This is a genomic window from Achromobacter sp. SLBN-14, from assembly GCF_006715415.1.
GTDB lineage: Bacteria > Pseudomonadota > Gammaproteobacteria > Burkholderiales > Burkholderiaceae_B > Achromobacter > Achromobacter mucicolens.
Genome location: NZ_VFNE01000001.1, coordinates 5,895,903 through 5,910,644 on the forward strand (window position 1 = coordinate 5,895,903; position 14,742 = coordinate 5,910,644).

Consider the following 14,742-nt stretch of genomic DNA (forward strand, 5'->3'; position numbering starts at 1 on the left):
TTTCTCCGATCCCTGACCGGATCCGCCCCCCCGTGACCGACACCGCCTTCTCCACCCTTCCCCTCCTTCCCCCGCTACTCGAAAACCTGAAAACCCTGGGTTTCGAACAGATGACGCCGATCCAGGCGCAGGCGCTGCCGCTCATCCTGGACCGGCGCGACGTGATCGCCCAGGCCAAGACCGGCAGCGGCAAGACGGCGGCGTTCGGGCTGGGCGTGCTTCAGAACCTGGATGTGAACCGCCTGGTTCCGCAAGGACTGGTGGTCTGCCCCACCCGCGAACTGGCCGACCAGGTCGCCCAAGAGCTGCGGCGTCTGGCGCGCCTGATTCCCAACGTGAAGATCCTGACGCTGTGCGGCGGCGCCGCGGCGCGGCCGCAGGCCGAGTCGCTGGCCCGCGGCACGCACCTTGTGGTCGGCACGCCCGGCCGCATCCAGGATCACCTGGCACGCGGCAGCCTGGACCTGTCGGGCCTGAACACGCTGGTCCTGGACGAAGCGGACCGGATGGTGGACATGGGCTTTTATGACGACATCGTCGCCATTGCCTCGCACTGCCCCGCCAAGCGCCAGACGCTGCTGTTTTCGGCCACCTATCCCGACAACATCCGCAAGCTCAGCGCGCGCTTCCTGCGCAATCCCGCCGAGGTCAAGGTCGAGGCGCAACACGACGCCAGCCGCATCGAGCAGATCTTCTACGAGATCGACGAAGGCGAACGCCTGGACGCAGTGGCCAAGCTGCTGGCGCATTTCCGTCCCGCCTCCACGCTGGCATTCTGCAACACCAAGATCCGCAGCCATGATCTGGTGGAACGCCTGCAAGCCGAAGGCATCAGCGCCCAGGCGCTCAATGGCGACCTGGAGCAGCGCGAGCGCGACGAAATCCTGATCCAGTTTGCCAACCAGAGCTGCGCCGTGCTGGTGGCCACCGATGTGGCCGCGCGCGGGCTGGACATCCAGAACCTGGGCGCCGTCATCAACGTGGACGTCACCAAGGACACCGAGGTCCACGTTCACCGCATCGGCCGTAGCGGCCGGGGCGACCAGAAGGGCCTGGCGCTCAGCCTGTGTTCGCCCGAGGAAATGCGCTGGGCCACCCTGATCGAGCAATACCAGGGCTCGCCGCTGAAATGGGGCGACCTCAAATCGCTGCGCCCCAAGGCCGACCGCCCGTTGCGCGCGCCCATGATCACGCTGAGCATCCAGGGCGGCAAGAAGGACAAGCTGCGTCCTGGCGACCTGCTGGGCGCGCTGACCGGCGACGGCGGCCTGACGTTCGAGCAGGTCGGCAAGATCAACATCACCGAATTCACGTCGTATGTGGCGCTGGACCGCCAGATCGCCAAGCAGGCGTTCTCGCGGATTTCCAACAGCAACATCAAGGGCCGCCGGTTCCGGATGCGCTTCCTGGAAGAATTCTGATCCGGCACGGCGGGCGGCAGTCACGCGCGGCAAAAGCTTGTGGGTTTCACACGGGCTTTGCCATAATGGCGCCGCCCGCACGCCGGTATGCTGGTTTTTTCGAAAGGCGCGGCGGGCGCGGAACCAAAGGCAAGCAGTGAGCTCCAACCTGCCCACTGTCCCCCTTAACCATCACAAGAGAAACTCACCATGATCAAGTCCGATGACACCGGCAAGCTGATCCTGCGCCTGACCCTCGGTATCCTGATTCTGCTCCACGGCCTGTTCAAGCTGACCGGCGGCGGCGTCGGCGGCATCAGCGGCATGCTGTCCTCGCATGGCCTGCCCGGCTTCCTGGCCTACGGCGTGTATATTGGCGAAATCGTCGCTCCCGTCCTGCTGATCATCGGCGTCTACACCCGTCTGGCCGGTCTGATCATCGCCATCAACATGGTCGTCGCCATCCTGCTCGCCCACAGCGGCAGTATTGCCAGCATGACCAACAACGGCGGCTGGGCACTGGAACTGCAAGGCATGTACCTGTTCACTGGCCTGGCGATCGCGTTCATGGGCGCTGGCCGTTTCAGCCTGGCTGGCACCGGCGGCCGCTGGAACTGACCGGCTGCCCCAGTCCGCCGCGCCACGCGGCGGACATGCAAGGCAACATCACAAGGGACCGCGCATTCGCGGTCCCTAATGAGATGGTCAGCCCGATCCCCACGAAGCGGTACGCTGAGTGGGGATTGTTCTTTCTGGGAGACCTCTCATGAGCACCGTCACGCTGATTGGCATCGATCTGGGTAAGCATAGCTTCCATCTGCACGGTCAGGATTCTGCCGGCAGGATGGTGTTTCGCAAGAAGTGCTCTCGCCAGCAAGTGTTCACGTTGCTGGGTAATAGCCCGTGCAGCACGGTGGTGATGGAGGCCTGCGCAGGAGCCCATTGGATGGCGCGCCGCATCCAGGCGCTAGGCCACCAACCCAAGCTGATCTCCCCACAGTTCGTGCGCCCTTTCGTGCAGGGCAACAAGAACGACTTTGCCGATGCGCAGGCGATCTGCGAAGCCGCCTCGCGCCCGAGCATGCGGTTCGTGTGCGTGCGCAACGAGGCTCAGCAGACCGTCTCGGCGCTGCACCGCGTCCGAGAGTCGCTGGTGCGCGAGCGCACCGGCGTGATCAACCAAGTCCACGCCTTTTTGCTGGAGTTCGGCATCAGCCTGCCGCGCGGCCAGGCGATCCTGCGGCGCCTGCCAGCGGTGTTGGCCGAGCATGAGCTGCCGCCCCGACTGGCGGCATTGCTTGAACGGCTGCAGGCGCACTTCAAGTATTTGGACGAGCAGATCGGCGAAATCGAACGCGATTTGTGCCAGCAACTGCGCGAGGATGAACGCAGCCAGCGGCTTCTGGAGATCCCCGGCATCGGGCCGATCACCGCGAGCGTGCTGATGACAGAATTGGGCGATGCGCAGCAATTCGGTTCGGCCCGCCAGTTCGCCGCCTCTGTGGGTCTGGTGCCACGCCAATACAGCACTGGCGGTACGCCTAAGCTGCTGGGAATCAGCAAGCGTGGCGACAAGAATCTCAGGCGGCTGTTGGTGCAGGGCGCACGAGCGATCATGCAACGCGTAGAGCGGCGCACGGATCGGCTGGGCGTCTGGGTGCGCGAGCTGCTGGCACGACGCCACTCGAACGTGGTGGCCTGCGCGCTGGCCAATAAATTGGCGAGGATAGCCTGGGCCATCCTCGCCAATGGAACGAACTACCGAAGTGAGCAGGCTGTTAGCGCAACCTGACATTCATCACCGTTTTACGCAGTCACTTCCTGGTTTTGCGACGCGAGTACGTGAAGACATAAACGGCTCAACGGCCTGGCAAGAAACCTGGTAAAAAATTCAGCACCTGGATGCTGAGGCCCTTTTGAGGTTTGCCGGGCGCGACTCTCATCATGGAGCGGGGGACCTGTCCCCAAACGACTCCGAATAGATTTGAGCAAAGCCCAATTTACGCCAACACAAACCCGCTTGCAAAAATCGGGCTGACCATAGATTTTTTTTGCGACGACTATGACGCGTTTACGGGGACATTGATACGAACGTCATCGACCGTCACGCAGGCGCAAACATCCGTCACGCGAAAGCTGTTTCGGAACCATTACAGTCCCCGAACTTGGTCCCGCCGGCATGGCCTAATTTGCATGCGCGCAGTGAAGGCGTATTTCGCGCCTTGCGCCAGGCGGGAGCCGGATGATGAAAAAGACTTTGTTGTTGATGGTAGCGATGACAAGCGCCTTGAGCGGCTGTGTGGTCGTCCCGGCGCGGCCGGCTTACTACCGGCCCGCGCCGGTCTACGCCACGCCGCACTATTACTACTACCCGGCGTACCCCGCCCCGCATTATTACTATCGCGGCTATTGAACATCGGATCTGCTGCGCCAAGGACATTCTCATGAGCCCTTCCTTCCAGATTGCCCGGTTGCGGCCGCTGGCCACCGCGGCACTGCTGGCAGTTACCGCTGCCGCCCCCGCGCTGGCCGGCGCGCAGAACGTCTACTCGACGCAGCAGGTGCCGGTTCCGTCTGCATATCAACAACCCGCATACGACGAGGGCGATCCCGCCAACGCCAATCTTGCGCTGGTTGACCGCAGTCCCGAGCCGCCTCCACCCTTGCCGGTCTACGTGCAGCCGCCCGCCCCCGCGGACGGCTATCTGTGGGTGCCCGGCTACTGGAGCCTCAACCGTTACGGCTTTTTCTGGGTGCCCGGCGCCTGGGTGCTGGCGCCGTATCAGGGCGCTCTCTGGACGCCCGGTTACTGGGGCTTTTCCAATGGCGTTTACCTCTGGAACCCGGGCTACTGGGGGCCGCACGTGGGTTTCTACGGCGGCATCAACTACGGCTTCGGCTATACGGGCCTGGGTTATGTGGGCGGTTACTGGAAGCGCGACCGCTTCTACTACAACCGGTCAGTCACGAACGTGAACATCACCCGCGTGACGAATGTCTACAACCGCAACATCGTCGTCAACAACGTGGACAACCGCCGGGTCAGCTACCACGGCGGGCCGCAAGGCGTGCGCCGCAATGCCGACCCGCGCGAGCTGGCCGCGCGCAATGACCGCCACGCGGGCCCCACCGACGCGCAGCGTGCCTACGTGCGCGATGCGGGCGGCAACCGCGCGCAGTTCTATGAACACAACAAGGGCAAGCCGCCCCAGGCGTATGTGGATCACCCGAACAACGGCAGGCCCGGCCGGGACGCCCGCCCGCAGGGCAACAACCCGTCCGCGCCGCCCGGCGCGCAGCTCGCCGACGATCGTGGACGCGACGGCCGCCCCGGCCCGCGCCCGCGCGACCCGGCCGAGCAGCAGGACCGCCAGCAGCAGGTCCGCGACCAGCAGGCGCGCGATCAGTTGAGAAACGATCAGCAGCGCCAACAGCAGGCTCGCGAACAGCAAAATCGCGACCAGCAGATGCGCGACCGGCAGCAGAACGACGCGCAGGCCCAGCAGCAATTGCGCCAGCAGCAGATGCGTGACCAGCAGGCGCGCCAGCAGCAGCAACGCGATCAGCAGAACCAGCAGGACTTGCGCGAACGCCGGCAACAGGATCAACAGGCCCGCCAGCAGCGGGAACGCGACGACCAGGCACGCCAAATGGCGCGTGACCGTCAGGAGCACGAACAACAGGCACGCCAGAACCGCCAGCAACAGCAACGCGACCAGCAGGCGCAACAGGTCCGTCAGCAGCAGCAACAGCAGCAGCAACGGCAGCAGCGCGATCAGCAACAGCAGCGCGACCAGCAGGCGCAGCAGGCCCGCCAACAACAGCAACAGCAACAACAGCAGCAGCGGGAACAGCAGCAGTCACGCCAGCAACAGCAACGCGACCAGCCGCGCGGCAACAATGGCCGCGGCGGGCCTGACGGCGGTTGAACTGGACCCGTGCGCGCCCCGCCGCTACAGTAGACAGCTTGCCGCGGCGTTTCCGCGGCTCCAACGGGAGACACACATGAAGCGCCTTGCCCCCTGGTTCCTCGTATGCGGCCTGATGGCCGGCACGCCGGCCCTCGCCGCGCTGCCGGTGGGCGCCGCCGCGCCGGACTTCAGCGTGCCGGCCTCGCTGGGCGGCAACGAATACACCTTCAAGCTGAAGGAAGCGCTAAAGCAAGGTCCGGTGGTGCTGTATTTCTTCCCGGCGGCATTCACGCAGGGATGCACCATCGAAGCCCACAACTTCGCCGAGGCCACGGACGAATACAAATCGCTGGGCGCCACGGTCATCGGCGTCTCGACCGACAACATCGACACGCTCAAGAAGTTTTCCGTCAGCGAGTGCCGCAACAAATTCGCCGTCGCGGCCGATGGCGACGGCAAAGTCATGAAGGCGTACGACGCCGTCCACGACAAGCGGCCGGAATATGCGCAGCGCGTGTCCTACGTGATCTCGCCCGAAGGCAAGATCCTGTACGAATACACGAACATGAGCCCCGAGTCGCACGTGGCAAACACGATGCGTGCGCTGCGGGAATGGAAGGCCAGGCAGTAACGCCCTGGTGAAATACCAGCGTTCACAATAAGGCGCGGTCGTAAACGTACTGCTTTACGTACCGCGCCTATCGAAGATCAGTTGAACGGCCAGACTGTCGGGTGCGTGCCGGGCGGACTGGACGGCCGGATCCAGCGCGCCGGGGTCTCCGAGAAGCGCGCCGCATGGCGCACCGCGACCAGCTCGCCAAAACCTGAAGGCGACGTCTCCATCAGGCCGTCAAAGCCCGGCATGGGACAGTCCAGCCCGCCGTCCACCCGCCCCAATCCGCGCAGCCAGTGCGCGGTCTGAGCGAGCGACACGCGCACGTGCCAGCTGCCGCCTTCGGTTGCCTGGCGCGCCAGCGCCACCTGCGCGCCAAACGCCATCAGGTAACCCGACGCGTGATCCAGGATCTGCATCGGCAACGCCTTGGGCGCCTCTTGACCGGCAGCCAGTGCTTCCGCGTGGTTAAAGCCCGTGGCCGTCTGCACCAGGGAATCGAACCCGCGCCGGTTCGCCCACGGCCCCGTCGTGCCGTACGCGGACAAAGACACATAGACAATGCCCGGACGGATGCGAGCCGCGTCCTGCGGACCGAATCCCAGTGCGGACATGCCGCCAGGCCGATAGCCCTGCACAAAGATATGCGCGCTGCGCAGCAGGTTGCCGAGCGCGATGCGGCCATCTGCCGTGTCCAGGTCCGCCAGCACGGACAGCTTGCCGCGGCTGGTGTCGATGATGTTGTCGATATTGGGCAGTTGCGGGCTGTTGACCAGCATGACGTCGGCGCCATAGGCGGCCAGCGCACGGCCGCACACCGGCCCGGCGATGATGCGCGTCAGGTCCAGCACGCGGATGTCCTGCAGCGGCCGCGCATTCTGCGCGTATTTCGGCAGCGGGCGAGGATCGGCTTCACCGATGCGTTCGATGGTCAGCAGCGGTTGCGCGGCGACAGCCTGCCCCTGCGGATGGCGGTCCCATTCCTCGAACGAGCGCATTGCCGACACGACCATGCCGGCATCGGCCGCCACCTGCTCGAAATCCAGCGCCTTCCAGCGGCTCAGCGCGCGTTCCACGGCTTCCCGCGTGGCGCCGTCGCCGGTCGGGCAGCCCAGCAAGGCCAGCGCCCCGTCACGGTGATGCGCGAAGTTGGCGTGAATGCGCACCCAGCCGCCATCGCCGCAGCGATAGACGCCGGTGATGGGATCCCACGGATTGGGCGTGACGCCATTGATGGTGTAGTGGCTGCGGCACTCCTGCGCCGCATGCAGCATGTCCACGCTGACCTGCTGCCGGGCGCCGCCGCGCAGGTGCCAGACCTCCGCGGCAGCCAGGGCCGCGGCAGCCATGCTGGTCTGCGCGGCCGTGCCGACGGCAAATGAGGAAGGGACGACAGGGTCTGCGCCGGTCAGCACGACGTGCTCAAGCGACGCGTCCGGTAAATCGACCGAACGCCAGAGCTTCTGCAAGACATCGCGGGACGTCTTGCCGGCGGGTGTACGTCCCTTCAGAAAGGACGGGCGGAGGTCCATCAGATTTCCCATAGCGTTTGCCTGCTTTAGTCGTTTACTTGCATTACATGGCGGCGTCCACACGTGCGTCAATACACGCCACGCGCCAGCGTGTTTCATGGTTTGACGGCCAATGCCGGGCGTTTTGGCGTTCGGGGGCCGTCTGGCCCCTGCCCCTGCCAACCAGGCGCCGCAACGGGTTGCAGTGCAACACCGGTCACATCTCCTCGTAGTTTTTACATCGTCTTCCAGGCGCTTTCGCCCCGGGCCGCGCGCGTGCTCGGGATAGAATCGCAGCCTCGCCGGCGCGCCGCCCGGCCCCCTGTCCCTGGAGCCTCCCCATGAACACGCTGCTCTGGCTGCGCACCGACCTGCGCATGCACGACAACGCCGCGCTGGCCGCGGCGGCCGAGGCCGGCACGGTCACCGCGCTTTTCCTGGCCGCGCCCGGACAATGGCGCCAGCATGGCGACGCCCCGGCCAAGGTGGATTTCTGGCTGCGCAACCTGCGCGAGCTGTCCCAGGACCTGGGACAGGCCGGGATTCCGCTCAAGCTGCTGACCGTTGACGACTGGCGCGACGCACCGCGGGCCGTGGCCGCGTTCTGCCAGGAACACGCCATCGAAGCGGTCCACGTCAACGCCGAGTGGGGCGTCAACGAACGCCGCCGGGACGACGCCGTCGCGGCCGCGCTGGCCGGCATCGGTATCGAGTGGACGGTGCACCACGGCGCGACGCTGCTGCGCCCCGGCACCGTGCTGACCGGCAAGGGCGATTGCTATCGCGTCTACACGCCCTATGCACGCACCTGCCGCGAGCGCCTGCGCAGCGCGCCGGTGCGGCCCATTCCCGCGCCCCGCGCCCAGACGCCGCCGCGCTGGAAGTCCGATCCGCTGCCGGACTCGTTCGACGGGTTCGACGCGCCCAGCGACGCCGTCCGGGCGCTCTGGCCCGCCGGTGAAGCGGCCGCGAGCGACCGGCTGGCCGCCTTTGCCGACGAGGCCATCTTCGCCTACAAGGACCAGCGCGATTTCCCCTCGCTGCCCGCCACCAGTTGCCTGTCGCCTTACTTTGCCGCGGGCGTCCTGTCTCCCGGCCAGGCCCTGCGCGCCGCGCTGGCGGCCAACCAGGGCGAGATCGACAGCGGCAAGGCCGGCGCCGCCACGTGGATCAACGAACTGCTGTGGCGCGAGTTCTACCTGCACCTGCTGGCGGCCTACCCCGCCCTGTCCATGCACCAGCCCATGAAGCCGGAGACGGCGGCCGTGCCCTGGCGCGACGCGCCCGACGACCTGGCAGCCTGGCAGCAGGGCAAGACCGGCATCCCCATCGTGGACGCCGCCATGCGCCAGTTGCAGGCGCTGGGCTGGATGCACAACCGGCTGCGCATGGTGACGGCGATGTTCCTGTCCAAGAACCTGCTCATCGACTGGCGCCTGGGCGAGGCCTGGTTCATGTCGCAGCTTGTGGACGGCGACCTGGCCGCCAACAACGGCGGCTGGCAATGGAGCGCCTCCACGGGCGCCGACGCGGTGCCCTACTTCCGCGTCTTCAATCCGCTGTCGCAGTCCCGCAAATTCGACCCGCGCGGCGTGTTTTTGCGCGAATGGCTGCCTGAATTGGCGCATCTGGACGACAAGGCCATCCACGATCCGAATCCCATGGAACGAGCCGCCGCGGGCTATCCGGAACCGATCGTGGATCTGGCGCAAAGCCGGCTGCGGGCGCTTGAAGCCTTTGGCAACCTGCCCGCCGCGTAAGCGCGTCGACCTGTGGCGGCGTTGACGTACATCAACGCCGCCGCCGCGCCCGTCCCCGATGATGCCCTCGCCCATCACAGGACGAGCGACGCATGCGCAACAACCAGCCGGTCAACGACACGGAATACGTACTCCGCGACGAGCAATACCTGATCTCCCGCACGGACTCGCGCGGCCGGATCATCTACGCCAATCCGGCGTTTGTTCACGCAAGCGGCTTTTCTCGCGAGGAACTGGTCGGCGCGCCGCACAACATCGTGCGCCATCCCGACATGCCGTCGGCCGCCTTCGAAGACCTCTGGGGCACCATCCAGCGCGGCGAATCGTGGACAGGCATGGTCAAGAACCGCCGCAAGGACGGCGGCTTCTATTGGGTGCTGGCCAACGTCACGCCCATCGTGGAACGCGGCACCACCGTCTGTTATGCCTCGGTACGGGTCAAGCCGACCCGCCAGCAGATCGAAACGGCCGAAGCCGTTTATGCCACCCTGCGTCTGGGCACGGCGCGCGGCATCCGGCTGTGCGGCGGCCAGGTCAAACCGGCCGGGGTGCGCGGCGTCCTGGCGCGGCTCAAACTCTGGCGCCTGACCGGCGTGCGTTCGCGCCTCTTGGCGTGGGCGGTGCTGTCCGCCTCGCTGTTCATCGGCGCGGCCGGCGCGGCCATCTACGGCATGCACGACCGCCTGAGCAGCAGCGCCCTGGCCGCGGCCGTGGCGCTGACCGCGGGCGGCGTCGCACTGATCTTCGCGTCGGGCTGGGGCTTTGCGCGCGCAATCGCCGGGCTGCTGGGCGCGGCCACCGACTTCACGCGCCAGATCGCCGCGGGCAACCTGAGCACACCGCTGCCCGGCGCCCTGACCGGGGACGAGATCGGCGAGCTGAAGTTTTCCCTGGAAGTCATGCGCAAAAGCCTGGTCAGCATCACGCGCGACGTGCACGGCGGCATCGAGAACGCCCTGCAGTCGGCCGCCGACATCGCGCAAGGCAACGCCGACCTCTCGGCCCACACCGGGCGCCAGGCGGCGTCGCTGGAACAGGCGGCGGCCAGCATGGCGCAATTGGCTGTCACCGTGAAGCAAAATGCCGCCAACGCGCAGGATGCCGACGCCATGGCAAACCAGGCCAGCGACCTCGCCCGGCGTGGCGGCAATGTGGTCGACGAGGCCGCGCACGCTATGCAAGGCATCGTCCAAAGCTCATCGCGCATTGCCGAGGTCGTGGGCATCATCGACGGCATCGCCTTCCAGACCAACATACTCGCGCTGAACGCCGCCGTCGAAGCCGCGCGCGCCGGCGAGGCCGGCAAGGGATTTGCGGTGGTGGCCAGCGAAGTACGCAGTCTTGCCCAGAAAAGCGCCACCGCCGCCCGCGAGATCAAGGCGCTGATCGAAAGCTCGGACGCGCGGGTCGGCGAAGGCGTGCGGCATGTCGAGCGGGCTGGCGCCAGCATGCGCGATATCGTGGAATCCGTTCAAAAGGTCACGCGCATCATCAACGAGATCGCCGCCACCTCGACCGACCAGCACGCGGGCATCGACACGGTCAGCCGCACGATCTCTGAAACCGACAGCGCCGCACAGGGCAACGCCGCGCGCGTCGAACAGGCCGCCAAGGCGGTTGCCAACCTGCGCACGGATGGCGCCCGCCTGCGTCACGCCATCGAGGTCTTCCGCGTGGCCAGCGCACCGGCTCCGGCCGCAGCACTGCCAGGGAACCCCGAAAGACTCAGGCGCCCGCGGACGCTTCCTTGTCCAGGCGCTTGATGAACACCTGCAATTCCTTGACGACCTGCTGATCTCCCCGCGCCTGGGCCGCCGCCAGCCCGGACTCCCAGGCGGCGCGGGCGCTGGGCTTGTCATTCAGCCCGAGGCAGGCCTTGCCCAGCCATTTCCAGGCAACCGAATAAGTGGGATCGAAAGCCAGCGCCGCGCGCAGATGGGTGCAGGCCTCGGCAAAGCGTTCCTGTTCCGCGTAGGCCTTGCCAAGCGAAAACCGCAGCAGCAGATTGTCGGTGCCCTTGGCCAGCATCGCCTCCAGTCGCTCGATCATTCCTTCCATGCGGCCCCTCCTTTCCAGCGTCTTCGGTAAACCCGCATCATAGGCCGGGCCCTGCCGCGGCGCCGCAAAGCCCCCACGCGCGTCTGCGGCGCTACACTCCAAAGTCCGCCTCAACGCCCGCGCCGACGCGCGGACGACGCCCGATTCCAGGAGCCCGCATGAGCACAATCCATGATTTCTCCGCCCGCGCCATCGACGGCACGGAACAGTCCCTAGAGACGTACCGCGGCCGCGTGCTGCTGGTGGTGAACGTTGCCTCCAAATGCGGGTTCACGCCGCAGTATGCCGGTCTGGAAGAGCTTTACCGCGCGTTCCACGACGACGGCCTGACCGTGCTCGGTTTTCCGTGCGACCAGTTCGGCCACCAGGAGCCCGGCGACGAGGCCGAGATCCGCAATTTCTGCAGCACCCAGTACGACATCACCTTTCCGCTCTTTGCCAAGATCGATGTCAACGGCCCGAACGCCCACCCGCTGTACCAATGGCTCAAGGGCGAAAAGCCGGGCGTCTTCGGCACCGAAGGCATCAAGTGGAACTTCACCAAGTTCCTGGTCGGGCGCGACGGCCGCGTGATCAAGCGCTACGCGCCCACCGACACGCCGGCCAGCCTGCGCGACGACATCACCGCGGCCCTGTCCGCCCCCGTCTAACGCAGCGGCGGCAGCCGCCGGCGCACCGTGTGCGACTTGACGATGGCGGTGTTGGTCTCGGCAAATTCGGTCACCCGCTCCAGGATGCCGTCCAGGTGCGTGATGGACCGGAGCACCATGCGGGCGATGAAGCAATCATCGCCCGTTACCTTGTCGCACTCCACGAATTCCGGGATCTGCTGGATCAGGCCCTCGACATGGCGCAACTGCCCGGGCAATGGACGGATGCGCACAACGGCCTCCAGCGAATAACCCAGCGCCACCGGATCCACGTCCAGCGTGTATGCGCGAATTACGCCGGATTCCTCGAGCCGCCGCATGCGATCGGCGACGCTGGGCGCCGACATGCCCACCTGCCGCGCCAGGTCGGCCGTGGTGGTGCGCGCATTGGCAGACAGCATCTCCACGAGACGGCGGTCGATCCCATCCAAAACCGGACTTTCATTTTTTAGGTCGTTCTGCATAAATTCCACCCAAAGCAAGGTTGAATCGCGAAAGTGCCACGGCAACATCATATAAGCGGATGAAACCGCCTGGGATAATTTCTCCATCGAATTCCTGGCCAGATGGCCTTTGGAGAACCACCATGATCCCCTCGACCGAACGCACGGGCCTCGCGCAGATGGCGGCCGCAATGACCCTGTCGGGCACGCTCGGCGTCTTCGTTCTGGAGTCCGGGCAAAGCGCCTGGAACGTAGTTTTCTTTCGCTGCGTGTTCGGCGCCCTGTCGCTCTTTCTGTACTGCTGGGCGCGCGGCTTGCTCAAGCCGGGACTTTTTACCCCGAAAACGCTGGCCCTGGCGCTGGCCGCCGGCGCCGCGCTGGTGCTGAACTGGGTGCTGCTGTTCTCGGCCTATCGGCTGGCGTCCATTTCGCTGGCCACCGCGGTCTACAACGTGCAGCCGTTCTTCCTGATCGGGCTGGGCGTGCTGTTCCTGGGCGAGCGCCCCTCGCGCGGCAAGGTGGCGTGGTCCCTCGTGGCGTTCGCCGGGCTGCTGCTGGTGCTGCGTCTGAGCGATGGCGGCGCGGCGGGCGGCGGCGCCTATCTGACGGGTCTGATGCTGGGCCTGGGCGCGGCGGCGTTGTACGGCATCACCGCCATCATCGTAAAGCGCCTGAAGGGCATCCCCCCGCAGGTGCTGGCGCTGGTGCAGGTGACGCTGGGCGCGGTGATGCTGCTGCCGATGGCCGACTTCAATGCCCTGCCCGCCCAGCCTGTGCAATGGGGATACCTGGTGGCGCTGGGTCTCATCCACACGTGCCTCATGTACATCCTGATGTACTCGGCCATCCAGAAGCTGCCCACCACGTCCACCGCGGCGCTCAGCTTCATCTATCCGGCCGTCGCCATCCTGCTCGACTTCGTGGTCTACGGCCACCGCATGGACGCCTCGCAGATCGCGGGCGTGGCGCTGATCTTCCTGGCCGCCGCCTCGGTCAGCCTGAACTGGACGTGGCGGCTGCCGCGCAGCCCGCGTCCGGGCGCGGTCTGACCCCAGGGCGCCGGGGGGCCCTGCGCGGAAACCCGCATCCGCCCCCCGGTTATTCAGGCATCCGTCCGGTGTGCGCCGCTATCATGGCCCTTCCATCCGCGGGCGCTTGCCCGCGGCGCCATGACACACAGGACACCCCCATGATCGATCTCTATTACTGGACGACCCCCAACGGCCACAAGATCACGCTGTTCCTCGAAGAAACTGGCCTGCCTTACAAGATCCACCCGGTCAACATCGGCCGCGGCGACCAATTCAAGCCCGAATTCCTGGCCATCGCGCCCAACAACCGCATCCCCGCCATCGTGGACCACGCGCCCGCCGACGGCGGTGCGCCGATCTCGTTGTTTGAATCCGGCGCCATCCTGCAATACCTGGCCGAGAAGACCGGCAAGTTCCTGCCCCCCGACGTGCGCGGGCGCGCCGAAGTGTCGCAGTGGCTCTTCTGGCAGATGGGCGGCCTGGGTCCCATGGCCGGCCAGAACCACCACTTTTCCGGCTACGCGCAGGAACGCATCACCTACGCGATCGAGCGCTACGTCAAGGAAACCAATCGCCTGTATGGCGTGCTGAACAAGCGCCTGGCCGACCGCGAGTTCGTCGCGGGCGACTATTCCATCGCGGACATGGCGGCCTATCCGTGGATCGTGCCGCACGCCAAGCAAAGCCAGGACCTGAACGAATTTCCGCACCTCAAGCGCTGGTTCGAAGCCATCCGCGCGCGCCCGGCGACGCAACGCGCCTACGCGCTGGCCGACACCATCAACACCGCCCCGTCGGTCAGCGACGAAGCCTCACGCCGCATCCTGTTCGGCCAGACCGCCCAGAACGTCGCCCGCTGACCGCGAAGGAGCACGCCATGACTGCCCCGCAACGCGTTTTTCGCCGCGCTCGCGCGGCCGATCTGCCCGCCATCGTGGCCATGCTGGCCGATGACGGCCTGGGCGCAGGCCGCGAGGACGCCTCGGTCCCGCTGAACCCGCGCTACCTTGCCGCCTTCGAGGCCATCGAGCAGGATTCCAACCAATTCCTCGCCGTGGTTGAGCAGGATTCACAACTGGCGGGCTGTTTGCAGTTATCGTTCATACCCGGCCTGTCGCGGCGGGGTATGTGGCGGGGCCAGATCGAAAGCGTGCGCATCGCCTCGGCGTTTCGCGGCGCGGGACTGGGCCACGCCATGTTCGAATGGGCCATCGAACAATGCCGGATCCAGGGCTGCGAACTGGTCCAGCTCACCACCGACCGCGCGCGTCCCGATGCGCGCCGGTTCTATGAAAGCCTGGGTTTCAAGGCCAGCCATGACGGCATGAAGCTCAGCCTGTAACGTCTGATTCTGATTTGAAAGGA

The 14,742-nt window shown here is 66.1% G+C and carries 15 protein-coding genes; 12 read left to right on the forward strand and 3 right to left on the reverse strand.

Going from position 1 to position 14,742, the window contains the following annotated elements; translation table 11 throughout:
• Window positions 1–32 precede the first annotated feature (32 nt).
• The 6 genes from dbpA to FBY20_RS27095 all read left to right on the forward strand — a co-directional run bounded on the left by dbpA (window position 33) and on the right by FBY20_RS27095 (window position 5,942).
• Window positions 33–1,421, forward strand: coding sequence for an ATP-dependent RNA helicase DbpA (dbpA, locus tag FBY20_RS27075; protein ID WP_142055649.1), 1,389 nt, complete (start codon window positions 33–35; stop codon window positions 1,419–1,421).
• Between the two features lie 189 nt (window positions 1,422–1,610).
• Window positions 1,611–2,018, forward strand: a complete 408-nt coding sequence (locus FBY20_RS27080) for a DoxX family protein (protein WP_056316902.1) — start codon at window positions 1,611–1,613, stop codon at window positions 2,016–2,018.
• A 148-nt stretch (window positions 2,019–2,166) separates the two neighbouring features.
• Window positions 2,167–3,192 carry an IS110 family transposase gene (locus tag FBY20_RS27085; protein WP_142049788.1) on the forward strand — a complete coding sequence of 342 codons (1,026 nt, stop codon included), beginning with the start codon at window positions 2,167–2,169 and terminating at the stop codon, window positions 3,190–3,192.
• A 453-nt stretch (window positions 3,193–3,645) separates the two neighbouring features.
• A complete protein-coding gene (locus tag FBY20_RS27840) occupies window positions 3,646–3,813 on the forward strand; it encodes a hypothetical protein (protein WP_174245455.1) in 168 nt (55 codons plus the stop codon).
• Window positions 3,814–3,844: 31 nt separating this feature from the next.
• Window positions 3,845–5,329 (forward strand): YXWGXW repeat-containing protein, encoded by a 1,485-nt coding sequence (locus FBY20_RS27090; RefSeq protein ID WP_142055651.1) that lies wholly within the window; start codon window positions 3,845–3,847, stop codon window positions 5,327–5,329.
• 76 nt (window positions 5,330–5,405) lie between these two features.
• The gene (locus FBY20_RS27095; protein ID WP_056316897.1) at window positions 5,406–5,942 is read left to right on the forward strand and encodes a peroxiredoxin; all 537 of its coding nucleotides are present in this window, start codon (window positions 5,406–5,408) and stop codon (window positions 5,940–5,942) included.
• Window positions 5,943–6,019: 77 nt separating this feature from the next.
• Here the strand turns inward: FBY20_RS27095 and FBY20_RS27100 are convergent, their stop codons facing one another.
• A complete protein-coding gene (locus tag FBY20_RS27100) occupies window positions 6,020–7,468 on the reverse strand; it encodes a CoA transferase (RefSeq protein ID WP_062841347.1) in 1,449 nt (482 codons plus the stop codon).
• Window positions 7,469–7,776: 308 nt separating this feature from the next.
• Here FBY20_RS27100 and phrB point away from each other — a divergent pair, with 308 nt between their 5' ends.
• The gene (gene phrB / locus FBY20_RS27105; RefSeq protein WP_142055653.1) at window positions 7,777–9,195 is read left to right on the forward strand and encodes a deoxyribodipyrimidine photo-lyase; all 1,419 of its coding nucleotides are present in this window, start codon (window positions 7,777–7,779) and stop codon (window positions 9,193–9,195) included.
• 92 nt (window positions 9,196–9,287) lie between these two features.
• The gene (locus FBY20_RS27110) at window positions 9,288–10,958 is read left to right on the forward strand and encodes a PAS domain-containing methyl-accepting chemotaxis protein (RefSeq protein ID WP_142055655.1); all 1,671 of its coding nucleotides are present in this window, start codon (window positions 9,288–9,290) and stop codon (window positions 10,956–10,958) included.
• Here FBY20_RS27110 and FBY20_RS27115 read toward each other — a convergent pair.
• Window positions 10,921–11,253, reverse strand: coding sequence for a tetratricopeptide repeat protein (locus tag FBY20_RS27115; RefSeq protein WP_082586181.1), 333 nt, complete (start codon window positions 11,251–11,253; stop codon window positions 10,921–10,923). The two genes, FBY20_RS27110 and FBY20_RS27115, sit on opposite strands and share 38 nt — an antisense overlap.
• A 158-nt stretch (window positions 11,254–11,411) precedes the next feature.
• On the opposite strand from FBY20_RS27115, the gene FBY20_RS27120 reads away from it, so the two are divergent.
• Complete coding sequence (locus tag FBY20_RS27120) at window positions 11,412–11,903, forward strand: glutathione peroxidase (protein ID WP_056316888.1); 492 nt, start codon at window positions 11,412–11,414, stop codon at window positions 11,901–11,903.
• On the opposite strand, the gene FBY20_RS27125 is transcribed toward FBY20_RS27120, so the two are convergent.
• Window positions 11,900–12,367: an Lrp/AsnC family transcriptional regulator gene (locus FBY20_RS27125; RefSeq protein ID WP_056318685.1), complete on the reverse strand. Its 468-nt coding sequence runs from the start codon at window positions 12,365–12,367 to the stop codon at window positions 11,900–11,902. The two genes, FBY20_RS27120 and FBY20_RS27125, sit on opposite strands and share 4 nt — an antisense overlap.
• A 122-nt stretch (window positions 12,368–12,489) precedes the next feature.
• Between FBY20_RS27125 and FBY20_RS27130 the strand changes: the two genes are divergently transcribed.
• From FBY20_RS27130 to FBY20_RS27140, 3 genes are all read left to right on the forward strand, one after another.
• Entirely contained in the window at window positions 12,490–13,395 is a 906-nt protein-coding gene (locus FBY20_RS27130; RefSeq protein ID WP_142055657.1) for a DMT family transporter, read from the forward strand.
• A gap of 140 nt (window positions 13,396–13,535) precedes the next feature.
• A complete protein-coding gene (locus tag FBY20_RS27135) occupies window positions 13,536–14,237 on the forward strand; it encodes a glutathione S-transferase N-terminal domain-containing protein (RefSeq protein ID WP_142055659.1) in 702 nt (233 codons plus the stop codon).
• Between the two features lie 17 nt (window positions 14,238–14,254).
• Window positions 14,255–14,719 carry a GNAT family N-acetyltransferase gene (locus FBY20_RS27140; protein WP_142055661.1) on the forward strand — a complete coding sequence of 155 codons (465 nt, stop codon included), beginning with the start codon at window positions 14,255–14,257 and terminating at the stop codon, window positions 14,717–14,719.
• Window positions 14,720–14,742 lie beyond the last annotated feature (23 nt).

Bases quoted from the DNA above. Each gene is read 5' to 3' on its own strand.
- FBY20_RS27080 (WP_056316902.1), top strand. From the start codon at position 1,611: ATGATCAAGTCCGATGACACCGGCAAGCTGATCCTGCGCCTGACCCTC.
- FBY20_RS27085 (WP_142049788.1), top strand. From the start codon at position 2,167: ATGAGCACCGTCACGCTGATTGGCATCGATCTGGGTAAGCATAGCTTC.
- FBY20_RS27840 (WP_174245455.1), top strand. From the start codon at position 3,646: ATGAAAAAGACTTTGTTGTTGATGGTAGCGATGACAAGCGCCTTGAGC.
- FBY20_RS27090 (WP_142055651.1), top strand. From the start codon at position 3,845: ATGAGCCCTTCCTTCCAGATTGCCCGGTTGCGGCCGCTGGCCACCGCG.
- FBY20_RS27095 (WP_056316897.1), top strand. From the start codon at position 5,406: ATGAAGCGCCTTGCCCCCTGGTTCCTCGTATGCGGCCTGATGGCCGGC.
- FBY20_RS27100 (WP_062841347.1), bottom strand. From the start codon at position 7,468: ATGGGAAATCTGATGGACCTCCGCCCGTCCTTTCTGAAGGGACGTACA.
- phrB (WP_142055653.1), top strand. From the start codon at position 7,777: ATGAACACGCTGCTCTGGCTGCGCACCGACCTGCGCATGCACGACAAC.
- FBY20_RS27110 (WP_142055655.1), top strand. From the start codon at position 9,288: ATGCGCAACAACCAGCCGGTCAACGACACGGAATACGTACTCCGCGAC.
- FBY20_RS27115 (WP_082586181.1), bottom strand. From the start codon at position 11,253: ATGGAAGGAATGATCGAGCGACTGGAGGCGATGCTGGCCAAGGGCACC.
- FBY20_RS27120 (WP_056316888.1), top strand. From the start codon at position 11,412: ATGAGCACAATCCATGATTTCTCCGCCCGCGCCATCGACGGCACGGAA.
- FBY20_RS27125 (WP_056318685.1), bottom strand. From the start codon at position 12,367: ATGCAGAACGACCTAAAAAATGAAAGTCCGGTTTTGGATGGGATCGAC.
- FBY20_RS27130 (WP_142055657.1), top strand. From the start codon at position 12,490: ATGATCCCCTCGACCGAACGCACGGGCCTCGCGCAGATGGCGGCCGCA.
- FBY20_RS27135 (WP_142055659.1), top strand. From the start codon at position 13,536: ATGATCGATCTCTATTACTGGACGACCCCCAACGGCCACAAGATCACG.
- FBY20_RS27140 (WP_142055661.1), top strand. From the start codon at position 14,255: ATGACTGCCCCGCAACGCGTTTTTCGCCGCGCTCGCGCGGCCGATCTG.